17 protein-coding genes are annotated in these 14,994 nt (G+C 64.4%); 8 read left to right on the forward strand and 9 right to left on the reverse strand.

What is annotated here, in order from left to right:
• Positions 1–194 precede the first annotated feature (194 nt).
• On the forward strand, positions 195–362 hold the full coding sequence (locus EOA75_RS05735) for a hypothetical protein (protein WP_082953829.1): 168 nt from the start codon (positions 195–197) through the stop codon (positions 360–362).
• Between the two features lie 80 nt (positions 363–442).
• Here EOA75_RS05735 and EOA75_RS05740 read toward each other — a convergent pair whose 3' ends face one another.
• From EOA75_RS05740 to ccmA, 4 genes are all read right to left on the reverse strand, one after another.
• Positions 443–1,024, reverse strand: coding sequence for a DsbE family thiol:disulfide interchange protein (locus EOA75_RS05740; protein WP_067323672.1), 582 nt, complete (start codon positions 1,022–1,024; stop codon positions 443–445).
• The gene (gene ccmD / locus EOA75_RS05745) at positions 1,021–1,194 is read right to left on the reverse strand and encodes a heme exporter protein CcmD (RefSeq protein WP_095782730.1); all 174 of its coding nucleotides are present in this window, start codon (positions 1,192–1,194) and stop codon (positions 1,021–1,023) included. Before ccmD ends, EOA75_RS05740 begins: the two co-directional genes overlap by 4 nt.
• Before the next feature lie 128 nt (positions 1,195–1,322).
• Complete coding sequence (gene ccmB, locus EOA75_RS05750; RefSeq protein WP_127323817.1) at positions 1,323–1,988, reverse strand: heme exporter protein CcmB; 666 nt, start codon at positions 1,986–1,988, stop codon at positions 1,323–1,325.
• A 40-nt stretch (positions 1,989–2,028) separates the two neighbouring features.
• On the reverse strand, positions 2,029–2,631 hold the full coding sequence (gene ccmA / locus EOA75_RS05755) for a heme ABC exporter ATP-binding protein CcmA (RefSeq protein ID WP_127323818.1): 603 nt from the start codon (positions 2,629–2,631) through the stop codon (positions 2,029–2,031).
• 283 nt (positions 2,632–2,914) lie between these two features.
• Between ccmA and acnA the strand changes: the two genes are divergently transcribed.
• The 5 genes from acnA (at position 2,915) to EOA75_RS05775 (ending at position 8,217) form a co-directional block, all read left to right on the forward strand.
• Entirely contained in the window at positions 2,915–5,605 is a 2,691-nt protein-coding gene (gene acnA, locus EOA75_RS05760; protein ID WP_127323819.1) for an aconitate hydratase AcnA, read from the forward strand.
• Between the two features lie 350 nt (positions 5,606–5,955).
• Positions 5,956–6,744 carry a thioredoxin family protein gene (locus EOA75_RS05765; protein WP_127323820.1) on the forward strand — a complete coding sequence of 263 codons (789 nt, stop codon included), beginning with the start codon at positions 5,956–5,958 and terminating at the stop codon, positions 6,742–6,744.
• Between the two features lie 64 nt (positions 6,745–6,808).
• A complete protein-coding gene (locus tag EOA75_RS35735; RefSeq protein ID WP_348627458.1) occupies positions 6,809–7,039 on the forward strand; it encodes a GNAT family N-acetyltransferase in 231 nt (76 codons plus the stop codon).
• The gene (locus tag EOA75_RS05770) at positions 6,978–7,403 is read left to right on the forward strand and encodes a GNAT family protein (protein ID WP_245322416.1); all 426 of its coding nucleotides are present in this window, start codon (positions 6,978–6,980) and stop codon (positions 7,401–7,403) included. The genes EOA75_RS35735 and EOA75_RS05770 overlap by 62 nt, the downstream gene beginning before the upstream one ends.
• 427 nt (positions 7,404–7,830) lie before the next feature.
• Positions 7,831–8,217: a DUF2794 domain-containing protein gene (locus EOA75_RS05775; RefSeq protein WP_067324630.1), complete on the forward strand. Its 387-nt coding sequence runs from the start codon at positions 7,831–7,833 to the stop codon at positions 8,215–8,217.
• Here EOA75_RS05775 and EOA75_RS05780 read toward each other — a convergent pair.
• The 4 genes from EOA75_RS05780 to EOA75_RS05795 all read right to left on the reverse strand — a co-directional run bounded on the left by EOA75_RS05780 (position 8,214) and on the right by EOA75_RS05795 (position 13,126).
• Entirely contained in the window at positions 8,214–8,789 is a 576-nt protein-coding gene (locus EOA75_RS05780; protein ID WP_067323686.1) for a GNAT family N-acetyltransferase, read from the reverse strand. The genes EOA75_RS05775 and EOA75_RS05780 overlap by 4 nt on opposite strands.
• A 113-nt stretch (positions 8,790–8,902) precedes the next feature.
• Entirely contained in the window at positions 8,903–9,643 is a 741-nt protein-coding gene (locus EOA75_RS05785; RefSeq protein WP_067323688.1) for a Bax inhibitor-1/YccA family protein, read from the reverse strand.
• Positions 9,644–9,887: 244 nt separating this feature from the next.
• Positions 9,888–12,428 (reverse strand): ABC transporter permease, encoded by a 2,541-nt coding sequence (locus tag EOA75_RS05790; RefSeq protein WP_127247347.1) that lies wholly within the window; start codon positions 12,426–12,428, stop codon positions 9,888–9,890.
• Positions 12,428–13,126 carry an ABC transporter ATP-binding protein gene (locus EOA75_RS05795; RefSeq protein ID WP_067323692.1) on the reverse strand — a complete coding sequence of 233 codons (699 nt, stop codon included), beginning with the start codon at positions 13,124–13,126 and terminating at the stop codon, positions 12,428–12,430. The genes EOA75_RS05790 and EOA75_RS05795 overlap by 1 nt, the downstream gene beginning before the upstream one ends.
• 84 nt (positions 13,127–13,210) lie before the next feature.
• Between EOA75_RS05795 and EOA75_RS05800 the strand changes: the two genes are divergently transcribed.
• Together EOA75_RS05800 and thpR are read left to right on the forward strand one after the other, a co-directional pair.
• A complete protein-coding gene (locus EOA75_RS05800; protein ID WP_095799624.1) occupies positions 13,211–13,852 on the forward strand; it encodes an arylesterase in 642 nt (213 codons plus the stop codon).
• A gap of 121 nt (positions 13,853–13,973) precedes the next feature.
• The gene (gene thpR, locus EOA75_RS05805; RefSeq protein ID WP_127323821.1) at positions 13,974–14,570 is read left to right on the forward strand and encodes an RNA 2',3'-cyclic phosphodiesterase; all 597 of its coding nucleotides are present in this window, start codon (positions 13,974–13,976) and stop codon (positions 14,568–14,570) included.
• On the opposite strand, the gene EOA75_RS05810 is transcribed toward thpR, so the two are convergent.
• A complete protein-coding gene (locus tag EOA75_RS05810) occupies positions 14,474–14,992 on the reverse strand; it encodes a low molecular weight protein-tyrosine-phosphatase (protein WP_082980364.1) in 519 nt (172 codons plus the stop codon). The genes thpR and EOA75_RS05810 overlap by 97 nt on opposite strands.
• Between the last annotated feature and the right edge of the window lie 2 nt (positions 14,993–14,994).

Here is a 14,994-nt window from a genome sequence, read left to right on the forward strand (position 1 = left end):
AGCCAGCACAGAGCGGAGAAGGCAAGATCGCGGATGCCTCTCACGGCATGTTGACGCGTGGAGGGGCTAAGACGCCATTAACCGGCTATGCGCTGCTTGCAATGGTGCATTGCAACATCTTTCTTTTGCAATGCACCATTCCTATGTCATTCTCGCAATCGATCAGGGAGGAATAACTCAGAAGGAACCTCGTCATGATCTTCGACAACCTCGTCACCCGCGCTCGCACCAACCTCGCCAAGCGCCGCCACTACAATCGTCTCGTCGCAGAAATCGAGAACCTGTCGAGCCGCGATCTCGCCGATCTGCGTGCCGACCGCTCCGAGATGCTCTACCAGATCCACAAGCAGATTTACGGTTGAGTTCGAAGCCGGTCGAGCCGGCCTTTGCGCCGCGTCGCTTCGCTCCTTGCCTCGCACTGGAATGACGACGCAAGGGGCGCCTAACCCGAAACCGCCAGGGCCTTCTCGATCTGCGGCAACAGCAAATCCTTCGCCGATTCCGGCGTCAGCGGCCCGACATGCTTGTAGGCAATCTTGCCGTCCTTGCCGATGACGAAGGTCTCCGGCACGCCGTAGACGCCCCAGTCGATCGCCGCGCGCCCGGCCGGATCGACGCCGATCGCCTGGTAGGGATTGCCGAGATCGCCAAGGAAGCGACGGGCGTTTGCCGGCTCGTCCTTGTAGTTCAGCGCGGCAAGCGTGAACCGCTTGTCCTGCGACAACGCCAGAAGCACCGGATGCTCTTCCCGGCACGGCGCGCACCAAGATGCGAAGACGTTGACCAGCGTCACTTTGCCGGCGAAGGATCTTGAGTCCAGCCCCGGCAGGTTCGAGCCTCCGAGCGGCGGCAGGTTCGTCTGCGGCGCCGGCAGGCCGATCAGGGCCGAGGGAATTTCAGACTCGTCGCGGCCGGACAAAAGCTGCGACAGGAACAACCCCGCCAAGCCCAGGAATACCAGCAGCGGAAGCAGCACGAACAGGCGGCGACGGGGCGATGCCGGGGCTCCGGTTTCCGCGCTCACGGCTTCGCCGTCCCGGCCTTGTCGGAGCGCCGCCGCACGCCGGCCGCGTCGAGCGCCGCGAGCTCACGCTTGCGCGCCCGCTGGTCGAGCAGGATCCAGCCGATCAGCCCGACGAGCACGATCGCGCTGATGGCATAGGCGGCGGCGACATAGAGAGCATGCGCGCTCATATCAGCCGCTCCATCTGCGCACCTTCCGCGCCTGCCATGCCAATCCGTTCGACCATGCCTTCCCTTAACTCTGCGTCACATGCCGCGCAATCAGGCGCGGCGCCGCAGTTGAGAAACGCCCCAGCGCCTCAATCCGTCCCGTGCCGCAACGCCAGCGCCGCGGCCAGCGGTCCGACCACGGCAAGAAACAGCGTCAGCGCGGCAAGAATGAGGAAGGGCTGCAGGAACGGCGCGGGATCGGCCACCGCGCCATAGCTCGCCGAGACGCCGAAGATCAGCACCGGAATGGTGAGCGGCAGCACCAGCACGGAGATCAAGAGCCCGCCGCGCGGCAGCGCCACTGCCACGGCCGCTCCGGCGGCGCCGATGAAGGTTATGGCCGGCGTGCCGACAAGAAGCGTAAATGCCGTCGCGCCGATACCGAGCGGCTCCATGTTCATGAACAGGCCGAGCAGAGGTGCCGCGATCACCAGCGGCAGCACGCTGCCCGCCCAATGCGCCAGACACTTGGTCAGCACCGTCAACGCCAGCATGTGACGGTCGCTGTTGAGCACCAGAAGATCGAGCGAGCCGTCCTCCCGATCGGCCTGGAAGAGGCGGTCGAGCCCAAGCAGGCAGGCGAGCAGGGCGGCGATCCACAGGATCGCCGGACCGATGCGCGACAACAGGTTGAGGTCGGGCCCGACGCCGAACGGGACCGTGGCAATCACCGCCAGGAAGAAGATGACGCCGATCAGCGCGCCGCCGCCGGCGCGGATGGAGAGGCGGATATCGCGGAGGAAGAGGGCTAGCATGACTTGATATGCCTTCGCCCAGGGGTGCCTCGCGCCGACATCAGTCACCCATCCTCAACGTCTTTGCTCCCTCGAGCCCGAGCGGCAAATGCGTGGCCGCCACGATGATGCCTCCCTCTCGGCAATGCCCTCTCATCAATCCCGCGAATCGTTCCTCCGAAGCCTTGTCCAGCCCAGCGGTCGGTTCGTCGAGCAGCCAGACCGGCCGGCGGCTGACCAGGAGCTTCGCGATCGACGCGCGCCGCCTTTGCCCGGTCGAAAGGTAGCCGAACGGCAGGTGCCCGAGCCCGTCCAATCCGACCGTCTCCAGCGCCTGCCCCACGCTCAAACCAGCCTCGCCCTGGAAGGCGCGCCAGAAGCCCAGGTTTTCTTCGACGCTCAATGCCGTCTTCATCGCATTGAGATGGCCGAGATAGTGCGAGGCCGAAGCGACCGATGGAAACTCGTCGCCGCCGCCCTCGACCTTCACCTTGCCTTCGGCCGGCGGCAGCAAGCCGGCGATGACCCGCAAAAGGGTCGATTTGCCGGCGCCGTTCGGCCCGGTGACGACGAGTGCCTCGCCCCGGTCGAGGGCGAATTCGATGCCGGAAAAAACCGTCTCGCCGCCGCGCTCGCCGCCCAGATTTTCGGCGATCAGCCGCATCCTTGCCCGTCCCGAAAGCACCGTTTCGCGGCCGCCGCCGCATCGCACAAATTTGCTTTTCGACTGTCTAGAACTATTCCAGAAAATTCTCTATATGCGGTTCATCCGTGCCAGCGGTCGGCGCGGGAACAGAATTAGCGCCGAACCAGCGCACGCGCCGCCTTCAACGGCTCGGGTTGCTCGGGAGCGGACAGCGGAAATGGCCGTACCCGCACCTTTGCGCGTGATTGCATGCCAACGGCGTCCGTTCCCTTTCAGGCTGAACAGACAAGGACGGATCGCCGTGACGAAATCCCTCGATAGTTTCAACTGCCGCCGCACCCTGACCGTGGGTGGCGCGGACTATGTCTATTTCGACCTCGCAGAGGCGGAGAAAAACGGCCTTGGCGGCATTGCCCAGCTGCCCTATTCGATGAAGGTGCTGCTGGAGAACCTGCTGCGCAACGAAGACGGCCGCTCGGTCACCAAGGAAAGCATCCAGGCGGTCGCGGCATGGCTCACCGACAAGGGCACTGCCGGCGTCGAGATCGCCTACCGCCCGGCGCGCGTGCTGATGCAGGATTTCACCGGCGTTCCGGCCGTTGTCGATCTCGCGGCCATGCGCGACGGCATCAGGGCGCTCGGCGGCGATCCGGAGAAGATCAACCCGCTGGTGCCTGTGGATCTCGTCATCGACCACTCCGTCATCGTCGACGAATTCGGCACGCCGATGGCCTTCGCCCGCAATGTCGAGCTCGAATATGAGCGCAACGAGGAGCGCTACAAGTTCCTGAAGTGGGGCCAGCAGGCCTTCCGCAACTTCCGCGTCGTGCCGCCGGGCACCGGCATCTGCCACCAGGTCAATCTCGAATATCTGGGACAGGTGGTGTGGACCAACGCGGAAGAGGGCGAGACCACAGCCTATCCCGACACCTGTGTCGGCACCGATTCGCACACCACCATGATCAACGGCCTGGGCGTGCTCGGCTGGGGCGTCGGCGGCATCGAGGCCGAGGCCGCGATGCTTGGCCAGCCGGTCTCCATGCTTCTGCCGGAGGTGATCGGCTTCCGCCTCACCGGCAGGCTCAAGGAAGGCGTCACCGCCACCGACCTCGTGCTCACCGTCACCCAGATGCTGCGCAAGAAGGGCGTCGTCGGCAAGTTCGTCGAGTTCTTCGGCCCAGGCCTGTCCAACATGACGCTGGCCGACCGCGCCACCATCGGCAACATGGCGCCGGAATATGGCGCCACCTGCGGCTTTTTCCCGGTCGATAGCGAGACCATCCGCTATCTGACAATGTCCGGCCGCGAGGAAAGCCGCATCGCGCTGGTCGAGGCCTATTCCAAGGCGCAGGGCATGTGGCGCGACGCCGGCTCGGCCGATCCGGTCTTTACCGATCTGCTCGAGCTCGATCTCGGCGACGTCGTGCCGTCGATGGCCGGCCCGAAGCGCCCGGAAGGCCGCGTCGCGCTGCAGGATATTCCCGCCGGCTTCGCCAAGGCGATGGAGACCGAGTACAAAAAGGCCGTCGAGATCTCGAAGCGTTACGCCGTCGAAGGCACCGCTCACGATCTCGGCCATGGCGACGTCGTGATCGCCGCCATCACGTCGTGCACCAACACCTCCAACCCAAGCGTCTTGATCGGCGCCGGCCTGTTGGCTCGCAATGCCAACCGGCGCGGCCTGAAGCAGAAGCCGTGGGTGAAGACCTCGCTGGCGCCCGGAAGCCAGGTGGTCGCCGAATATCTCGAGAAATCCGGCCTGCAGAAGGAACTCGACCAGATCGGCTTCAACCTGGTCGGCTTCGGCTGCACCACCTGCATCGGCAATTCCGGCCCACTGCCGGCGCCGATCTCCAAGACCATCAACGACAAAGGCCTGATTGCTGCCGCGGTGTTGTCCGGCAACCGCAACTTCGAAGGCCGGGTTTCTCCGGACGTCCAGGCGAACTATCTCGCCTCGCCGCCGCTGGTGGTGGCGCATGCGCTGGCCGGCACCGTCACCAAGGACCTCACCACCGAGCCGCTCGGCGAGGGCAGCGACGGCAAGCCGGTCTATCTCAAGGACATCTGGCCGACCTCGGCCGAGATCCAGGAGTTCATCGAGAAGAACGTCACGCGCGAGCTTTTCGCCCGCAAATATGCCGACGTCTTCAAGGGCGACGAATATTGGCAGAAGGTGAAGGCGCCGGAAGGCCAGACCTATGCCTGGGACGATCATTCGACCTATGTGCAGAACCCGCCTTATTTCGCCGGCATGGGCCGCGCCTTCGGCAAAGTGGGCGACATCAAGGGCGCGCGCGTGCTTGGTCTCTTCGGCGACAAGATCACCACCGACCACATCTCGCCGGCCGGCTCGATCAAGGCGGCTTCGCCGGCAGGCAAGTACCTCACCGAGCACGGCGTCGGCGTCGGCGACTTCAACCAGTACGGCACGCGGCGCGGCAACCATGAGGTGATGATGCGCGGCACCTTCGCCAACATCCGCATCCGCAACCACATGCTGGGCGAGAACGGCCGCGAAGGCGGCTACACGATCCACTATCCTTCGAAGGAGGAGATGTCGATCTACGACGCCGCCATGGAATACAAGAAGGAAGGCGTGCCGCTAGTCATCTTCGCCGGCGTCGAATATGGCAACGGCTCCTCGCGCGACTGGGCAGCCAAGGGAACCAACCTCCTTGGTGTCCGCGCCGTCATCGCCCAGTCCTTCGAGCGCATCCACCGCTCGAACCTGGTCGGCATGGGGGTCATCCCCTTCGTCTTCGAGGACGGCACCTCATGGGCTTCCCTCAACCTCAAGGGCGACGAGCTGGTCGAGATCGACGGCCTGGATGCCATCAAGCCGCGCCAGAAGATGACGGCCAAGGTCACCTATGGCGACGGCACGCTGAAGAACGTGCCGATCATCTGTCGCATCGATACGCTGGACGAACTCGACTACTTCAAGAACGGCGGCATCCTGCAATACGTGCTGCGCGATTTGGCTGCGTAGCGACAGGGAATAGGGTAGGCATAGGCAGGGGGGGATACTCCCACTGCCTAGTGCCTACTGACGTTCTAATTAAACTGCGGCAGGCCAAGCATTCTCCGCCCGGCTCAAAGTCCAAGTCCGATTGGCGCGCAATAGAAATCCTCCGGCAGCAGCAAACTTACCCCTTCGCGGCGATGCGGTCCCGAAATCGAACCGGGTCGAAGAATGCAGTGGCCCCTCCTGTCGCCGCCTTACCTACGGTCGCGGCGACAAAATTTCACCGCAACGTGACTTCCCGTTGACTGTCCGTTCTGCCACATATTTTAGCAACCAGAACAAGGCCGGCGTGACCGGCGGGAATTGGAACGGTCATGGCATTGCGAGGACCATTGCGGCTTACGGCAGTTGCGCTGGTCCTCACGGCGTTGAGCCGCGTGGCCTCGGCAGCCGAGCTTGAGAAAGCCGCGACCGGCAAGCCGCAGACTGAAAAGCCTTTGGGTGTCGTCGAGTTGTTCACCAGCCAGGGCTGCAGCTCCTGTCCGCCGGCCGATGAATTCTTCGCCGAGCTGGCGGCGAAGGAAAATGTCGTCGCGCTCGCATATCACGTCAATTACTGGGACTATCTGGGCTGGCAGGACACGCTGAGCAACAAAGAGAACACCGAGCGGCAGTATGACTATATGCGCGCCTTTGGCAGCCGTTCGGTCTATACCCCGCAAGCCGTCATCAACGGCCGCAGCCATGTCAACGGCGCCAACCGCAAGGAGATAGACGGCGAGCTGGCCCGCATGGACAGGACCGGCGAGGGCATGCGGGTCGGCATCAAGGTGAGCCGCACCAGCGATCGGGTCATGATTGACGCCGGCGATGCCGGCAATGGGCCGACCGACGCCCATGTGGTGATCGTCTATTTCGATCCGCCGCAGATGGTGAAGATCGGCCAGGGCGAAAACAGCGGCCGCAACATGACCTATTGGAACGCCGTTTCCGACATCCAGATCGCCGGCATGTGGAACGGCAAGGCGCAGCGTTACGAGCTGCCGATGACGGAGATTGCGAAGAAGGGCGGCTGTGCCGTGCTGCTGCAGTCCGTCGGCAAAGACGGCGTCCCGGGACCGATTCTCGGCGCCGCGCTCATCCGCAAGCCTGACCGGCTCTGACGGCTCCGCTGACAAAACCTGATCGCCGACGAAAGCCGGCCGGGGCCCACGAAGCAGAGCATCCATGGCAAAGCGACCCGAGCCGCACCCGATTCTCCTAACGACGCGGCTGCGCCTGCGTCAGTTCAGGGCTGAGGACACGGATGCGATGCACGAATGCTTTGCCGACCCGGAGGCGATGCGGTTTTTGGAACGCACCAGTCCACACCAAGCGCACCGAGACCGAGCGCACCGTGCTCAGATATGTCGCCTGCACCCCGTCCTACCATCGGCACTGGGCGGTCGCCGACATTGAGACTGACCGCTGCCTCGGCCTCGTCAGCTATCACGATGGCCACATCCGCAACAAGCGTGCGGCCATCGGCTATTTCATCAACCCCGCATATCAAAGCCGGGGCATGGCCACCGAGGCTGTCTCGGCGATGCTCGACTTCTGTTTCGACGATCTCGGCCTGCACCGTCTGCAGGCGTTCATCGATCCCAACAACACCCCGTCGCGCAAATTGGTCGAGAAACTCAGATTCGGGCGCGAAGGCCTACTGCGTGATCATCTGCGTGTCGGCGGCATCTGGCGCGATGAGATCCTGTATGCGCTCCTTAGGACTGGTCGCTCATCCAGCGCAGCGGTTCCAGCTCTCTTCCCTGAGCGTGCATTGTGATGACGCCCGCCGGGCCGCGAGACAGGGGCCGGCGGGCCAGAGCGGACAGGCATGAAAAAACCGGCGTCAGCTTGCTTCTGACGCCGGTTATTCAGGTTTTGGGATCGTCGCACCTGATTTTTCCAAGGAAAAACCGAGGTTGGTTCGATCCGACGCTGACCCGTGGGCGGGGGGCTTGGGGTTTACGAGCCGGTGCCGGACCGAACCGTCTCAGGCAACGCGGGTAAACTCGTCGGACATTGGGGCATGAGCGCGGATAATTTGTGGCGACAATGTGGCAGAGCATCACCAATTCCAACACGCGTTTTGCAAACGTGACTGGACCTTTCGGAAACGGCGGACCGCAAGCCTGCTTCGCCGGCCCTTGCAATTCGGCCGCGAAAGCGCGAACCTTGGCCGGCGCAAGATTCAATCGAAGGATCGCGGCATGACCGATCACAGCAGCGGGACGGAGGATGGGGAAGCATCCGGAATACTGATCCCGCTGCATGAGGCGCGCAGCGCACGCCTCGACCAGCCGGTGCGCTTCGACCGGCGCGAGCTCGACCAGATCCTAAGGCTTTACGGACGCATGGTGGCGGCCAATGAATGGCGCGACTATGCGATCGACCATCTTTCCGATCGCGCTGTCTTTTCGGTCTTCCGCCGCGCCAGCGAAGTGCCGCTGTTCCAGATCGTCAAGGACCCGAAATTGGCGCGCCGACAGGGCGCCTTCGCCGTCATCGCCGCCGGCGGACGCATCCTCAAGCGCAGTCAGGAACTCGGCCGCGTGCTCCGCGTCTTCGATTCCAAGCTGAAGCTGGTCGAAGCTTAACTATCCAATTTGCCGCGAAATCTCCGCTCCGGCAGTGACTCCGGATCCGGCGGCACTTCCGCGCCGCCGTTGAGCGGCAGCTGCATGAACACGGTATCCAGCCAGCGCCCATGCTTGTAGCCGGAGCCTTCCAGGCGCCCGGAGTGACGAAAGCCGAGCTTCTCGTGCAGGCGCACCGAGGCGCTGTCGGCATGTCCGTCGCCGATCACCGCGACGATCTGGCGAAAGCCGGCCAGGCGTGCCGCCTCGATGAGCGCCAGCATCAGCAGGCGGCCGATGCCCTGGCCCTTGGCCTCGGGCGCCACATAGACCGAGTCCTCGACGGTGAAGCGATAGGCGGGCCGGGGCCGGAACGGTCCGGCATAGGCGTAGCCGAGCACGACGCCCTCCCTTTCAGCCACAAGATAGGGAAAGCCGCCTCGTGCCAAACTGTCGAATCGATCGCCCATTTCGGCGCGGCTGGGCGGCTCCAGTTCGTAGCTTGCGGTGCCGTGCGTGACCGCGTCCGCATAGATTTCGGTTATTCGGTCGAGGTCGGCCGCAGTAGCGGCTCTGATCGCCAGATTGCTCATAATTTGTGCAGTTCTTCCTGTTGCCTCAATATCAGCAGAGGAGCGCACAAAAGGAAAGGGCGGCCGTTGGGCCGCCCTTTCCGAAGTCTATGGTCCAGCCGGACGGCTACCGTTTAGCGGCGGTCGCCCATGAACTGCAGCAGGAACATGAACAGGTTGATGAAGTCGAGATAGAGCTGCAGCGCGCCCATGATCGCCTTGCGGCCGGCGACATCCGCGACGTCACCCTCGAAATACATCTCCTTGATGCGCTGCGTGTCGTAGGCGGTCAGACCCGCGAACACCAGCACGCCGATCGCCGAAATGGCGAAGGCCAGCGCCGACGACGCCAGGAAGATGTTGATGACCATCGCGATCAGCAGGCCGATCACGCCCATGATCAGGAACGAGCCGAACGCGCTCAAATCGCGCCTGGTCGTGTAGCCGTAGAGCGACAGGCCGCCGAAGGCCGCGGCCGTGGCGAAGAAGGTCTGGGTGATGCTGGTGCCGGTGTAGACGAGGAAGATCGTCGACAGCGACAGGCCGACAAGGCCGGCATAAACCCAGAATGTGGTCTGCGCCGCAGCCACGCTCATCGATTGGATCCTGAAGGACAGGAACATCACGGCAGCGAGAGGCGCCAGGATAACGACCCAGCGGAACGCGCTAGCATAGATGAGCTGGCCGAAGGCGGTGAGCTGGCCGTCGCCGGTGACGGCCAGCTGGAATGCGCCCCAGGCGGCAATGCCTGTGATGAGCAGGCCAAGCCCCATCAGGTTATAGACTTTGATCATATAGGCCCGCAGGCCCTGATCGATATCGACGCGCGCGCCGGAGGCGGCGGACGTCTGGTAGTTGCGAATGGGATCAGCCATTGGAAATCCTCTATTGCTTCTGCCCCGTCCGGTGACAGGTCCTTGGAGCGACCTCCTTGGACCAGGCGCCGCTGGCGGGACTCCAGCATGCCTAGCGCGAAATATGAGCGTTCTCGACCTCAAGAACAAGACGGTAACGAGCGGTAACGCTTCGTGAGAAGGCAAAAGCCCGATTTTCAGCCTTTTCCCGCCGGCATTCTTACCAAGATTTAACGCAGACAGGCCACCGAAGGGCGCTGCCGGATCAAAGCTCGCGCAGCACCGGCGCCGCCTTGTGGCCAAGCACCCGCCAGGTGCCGGCAAGGCCGATGCCGACGGTGACGGCGAGCGAGACGAGGATCGTCGCCACCGCAACTTCCGGCATGAAGTGCGACGGCAGCGTCATGATGCGGGCCACCACGAACCACGCCGCGACGCCGCCCGCGGCAAGCGCGAACAGCGCGGTCGCAAGACCGATCAGCACATATTCCAGCGAGAAGGCCGCAATCAGCGTCCTCCTTGTCGCGCCGAGCGTCTTCAGCACCACCGCGTCGTGGATGCGCGCCCGGTTGCCGGCGGCCAAAGCCCCGGAGAGCACCAGCACGGAGGCGATCAGCGCCACGCCGGCTGCGGCGCGGATCGCAGTGCCCAGCTGCGCGACCAGCCGGTTGACGATGTCGAGCGCGTCCTTGACCCTCACCGTCGTCACTGCCGGAAAGGCGCGGGTGACAGCGTTGAGCAGCCGCGCGTCGTCGGCCGTGGTGGCCTTTCTGTCGGTCAGCGTCGCCAGCCAGCCATGCGGCGCGCCGGCGAACGTATTGGGCGAGAAGATCATGACGAAATTGATACCCATGGTTTCCCACTCGACCTGGCGGAAGCTGGCTATTCTTGCCGTCACGTTGCGGCCGAGCACGTTGACCGTGACGGTGTCGCCGAGCTTCAGCCCGATCGCTTTGCCTTCCTCGGCCGAGAACGACACCAGCGGCTCGCCGGAATAGTCCTGCGGCCACCATTTGCCTTCGGTCAGCGTAGCGTTTTCCGGCTGCTTTGCGTCATAGGTCAGCCCGCGGTCGCCGCGCAGCACCCAGGCGCCGTCGGTGGGGACCTTCACCTTGTCGACGTCGATGCCGTTGAGCGCCATGATCCGGCCGCGCAGCATCGGCACCTTGAGCAGCATCCCTTGTGGCGCTTCCTTTTCGACCAGGCCGGCAAAGGCATCGACATCGCTGCTCTGGATGTCGACGAAGAAGAAGTTCGGCGCCCGCTCCGGCAGGCTGCCGGAGATCTGGCGTCTGAGATTCCCGTCGATTAGCGCCAGCGTCACCAGCAGCGTCAGGCCGAGCCCGAGCGACAGCACCACCGATGGCGTCAGCGCGCCGGGCCGATGGATATTGCCGAGCGCCAGCCTGAGAGAGACCGAGCGCAGCCGCGGGCTTCGCCGGGCCAGCCATTGGACCAGCGCCGCCACCAGCCGCAGCACCAGGAAGGCAAAGACGGTGGCGCCGACGAAGATCGAGGCGATGCGCCGATCGTCGGCGGAAAGGATGGCGAGCGCCGCCAGCGCGAGCACGATCGTCAGCGCGGCGCCGACATAGGGCAGGCGCGGCAGGCCGCGGCTTTCGAACCCCATTTCGCGAAACAGCGCCGTTGCCGGCACGTCGCGGGCGCGGCCGAGCGGCAGCAGCGCGAAGGCCAGCGTCACCAAAAGGCCGAACAGTGCCGCCATCGCAAGCGCGCCGGGATAAAAGCCGCCTTGCGCCGGCACCGGAATGACCGACTGCAGGAGCGCGCTCGCCACGAACGGCATTGCCGCACCCAGGATCAGGCCGAGCACGATGCCGAGGCCGGCAATCAAAAGGATCTGCACGAGATAGATGGCGAAGACGAAGCCCCCGGAGGCGCCGAGGCTCTTGAAGGTGGCGATGACGCCGCGCTTGCCGTCGAGATAGGCGCGGACCGCATTCGCCACGCCGACGCCGCCGACCACAAGCGCCGTCAGCCCGACCAGCGTCAGGAACTGCGAGAAGCGCTGGATGTTGGCGGAAAGCGCCGGGGCTGCGTTGCTGCGCGTGCGGATCGACCAGCCGGCCTGCGGAAAGTCCTTCGCCGCTTCGGCTTGAATGCCTTTGATCCGCGCCTCGCTCGCGCCATCGGGCAGTCGGATCTTATAGGCGTTCTCGACCAGGCTGCCGGGCTGAACCAGCCCTGACGCGACCAGCCCGTCGTGCGAAATCATCAGCCGCGGCGCGAAGCCGAAACCGTCGGAAATCGCGTCGGGTTCGCTGACCAATCGGGCCCTCAGCTCGAACGTTGCGCCGCCAAGCTTCAAGCGGTCGCCGATATGCAGATTGAGGCGATCGAACAAGAGAGCGGGCGCGGCGGCGCCGAAGATGCCGGATCTTTCGCCGAACAATTCATTCCTGGGCAGCTGCGGATCGGTCTCCAGCGTGCCGTAAAGCGGATAGGCGTCGTCGACCGCCTTGGCTTCGACCAGCGCCTGGTCGGAGCCGTCCTCGAGCCGCGCCATCGAGCGCATGCCGGAATTCAGCGAGACCGTGCCGAGGCTCTTGATGAAGCCGAGCTCGGCGTCCGAAGCGCTGCGCTGGTTGATCTGGAAGCGCAGGTCGCCGCCGAGCAGCGTCTGGCCCTGGTTGGCGACGCCGGCGGTAATCGCCTGCGCCACCGAATTGACGCCGCCGATCGCCGCGACGCCAAGCGCGATGCAGGCGAGGAAGATCATGAAGCCGGACAGGCCGCCGCGCATCTCGCGCAGCGAGAAGCGGAGGGCCAGCCTCAAAGTCCGCATCAGGCCGGCACCCTAGCCTGTCTTGGCGCGTCCTCGATGCGTCCCGAGCGCATCGACACCTGACGCGAGCAGCGGCCCGCAAGCGCCGGATCATGCGTGACCAGCACCAGCGTCATGCCGCGCTCGGCCGCCTTGGCGAAGAGGAGGTCGGCGATTTGCTTTCCCGTCGCCTGGTCGAGGTTGCCGGTCGGCTCGTCGGCAATGAGGATGCGCGGCGAGGGCGCCAGCGCCCTGGCGATCGCCACGCGCTGCTGCTCGCCGCCCGAAAGCTCTCCCGGATAGTGCGTCACGCGGTCGCTCAAGCCGACCGCCGCGAGTTCCTGCGCGGCCACGCCGAACGGGTCGTTGTGCCCGGCGAGCTCCAGCGGCACCGCGACATTCTCGAGCGCCGTCATGTTGGGGATGAGGTGGAAGGACTGGAAGACAATGCCGATGTTTCGCCCTCGAAACGAAGCAATCTGGTCCTCGCTTTTGCCGTTGAGCAATTCGCCGGCGATCCGCACCGTGCCCGAATCGACCCTTTCCAGCCCGGCCAGAACCATCAGCAAGGTGGACTTGCCGGATCCCGACGGGCCGACGATGCCGGTGGCTTCGCCGGCGGCCACATCGAGGCTGACGCCCTTCAGCACATGGACGGAGGAGGCGCCCTCGCCCAGCGTCAGCGAGACATCCCTCAATGCGATGACGGCTTCTGTCACAATGAATGCGCCCTATATGGTGGAAGAAGGAGGCAAAAAATGTCTCCTTTGCATGAATCGTGTCGGTCATATGGGGCTCGCCGCATGGCTTTCAAACACTCAGCTGCCGCAGCCCTCACTCTTCTCCTGGCGGTTTGCGGCGCTATTTCGCCGGCGCGCGCCGATACGTTCAAGATCGTCGGCTTCGGCGACAGCCTGATGGCGGGGTTCAGCCTTGGTCCCGATGAGGGCTTCACCGATAAATTGCAGGCGGCCTTGAAGGCAAAAGGCCTCGACGTCGCCGTCGGCAATGCCGGCGTTTCCGGCGACACCACAAGCGGCGGCCTCGCGCGGCTCGACTGGTCGGTGCCCGACGGCACCGGGCTCGTCATCCTCGAGCTCGGCGCCAACGACATGCTGCGCGGCGTGTCGCCCGAGATCGCCGAGAAAAATCTCGACGCTATGTTGGCCAAGTTGAAGCAGCGGAACATCCCGGTGCTCCTGGCAGGCATGCTTGCAGCGCCCAATCTGGGCGCCGAGTACCAGAAGGCCTTCGACGCCATCTACCCGAAGCTTGCCGCGAAATACGCCGTTCCGCTCTATCCGTTTTTTCTTGACGGGGTCGCCGGCCACCCGGCCATGCAGCTGGAGGACGGTCTTCATCCCAACCCGAAGGGAATAGACGTCATGGTCAAAGGCATTCTACCGGTCGTGGAAAAGGCCATCGCCGCCAAGGGCGGCGCGTGATGGGACCAAAACGCCACGGTTTCCCCAGGGGAAAGCTTGTGGACAACAAACCGCTTGCCCCGCATGGCTATCGATGATTCGCTAGGGGCGAGAGTTTCGATTCGAGGACAGGAGGCTTCCCATGCCACGTCTTTTCACCGCCCTCGAAATTCCGCGTGATGCCGCGCTTTCACTCTCGCTGCTCCGGGGCGGCCTGCCCGGAGCCCGCTGGATCGACGTCGAAAACTATCATCTGACGCTGCGCTTCATCGGCGATGTGGAGGGCCATATCGCCCACGACATCGCCTATTCGCTCGATTGCGTCAACCGTCCCTCCTTCCCCCTGGCGCTCTCCGGCGTGGGCGCTTTCGGCGGCAAGAAGCCGCACGCCGTATGGGCCGGCGTGTCCGCCTCGCCGGATCTGGTGGCACTGCAGGGCGAGATCGACCGCATCTGCCAGCGGCTCGGCCTGCCGGCCGATCCGCGCAAATTCTCGCCGCATGTGACGCTCGCGCGCCTGCGCAATTCGAGCCCGGCGGATGTCGCGCAATATCTGTCGGCGCGCGGCAACTTTTCCACGCTGCCCTTCCGGGTCGGCCGCTTCGTCTTGATGTCGTCGCGCGATTCGGTCGGCGGCGGCCCCTACATCGTCGAGGAAGCCTGGCCGCTGGTTGGCGCCGATCCGCTCGCTTCCAGCCGCTTCGCCAGCGCCTCCGACGCCTCGCGGATCATGCGGTAGACCGAAACGAAGGCCTGCTGGTCTTCGTAGTAAGGGTCCGGCACATCGCGCGCATTTCCGCTGGCAAACTCCAGGAAGAGATGGATGCGGTCGCGCGCGGCCTGCGGCGCTAACGCCTTCAGATCGCGCACATTTGTCCGGTCCATGCCGAGAATCAGGTCGAAGCGCGAGAAATCGTCCAGCGCTATCCTGCGCGCCTTTTGCGCGGAAATGTCGATGCCGTGCCTTGTGGCAACCGCGATCGAACGCGGATCGGGCGCGGAGCCGACCTCCCAGCCGCTGGTCGCGGCCGAATCGAGCAGGATGTCCCGACCTTCCCCGCGCTCGGCCCACACGGCGCGGAAGACGCCTTCGGCCAAGGGCGAGCGGCAGATGTTGCCGAGGCAGACGAACAGAATGGATTTTATGGGCTTTGCGCTCATCG

This window comes from Mesorhizobium sp. M1A.F.Ca.IN.022.07.1.1, from assembly GCF_003997575.1.
Lineage (GTDB): Bacteria > Pseudomonadota > Alphaproteobacteria > Rhizobiales > Rhizobiaceae > Mesorhizobium.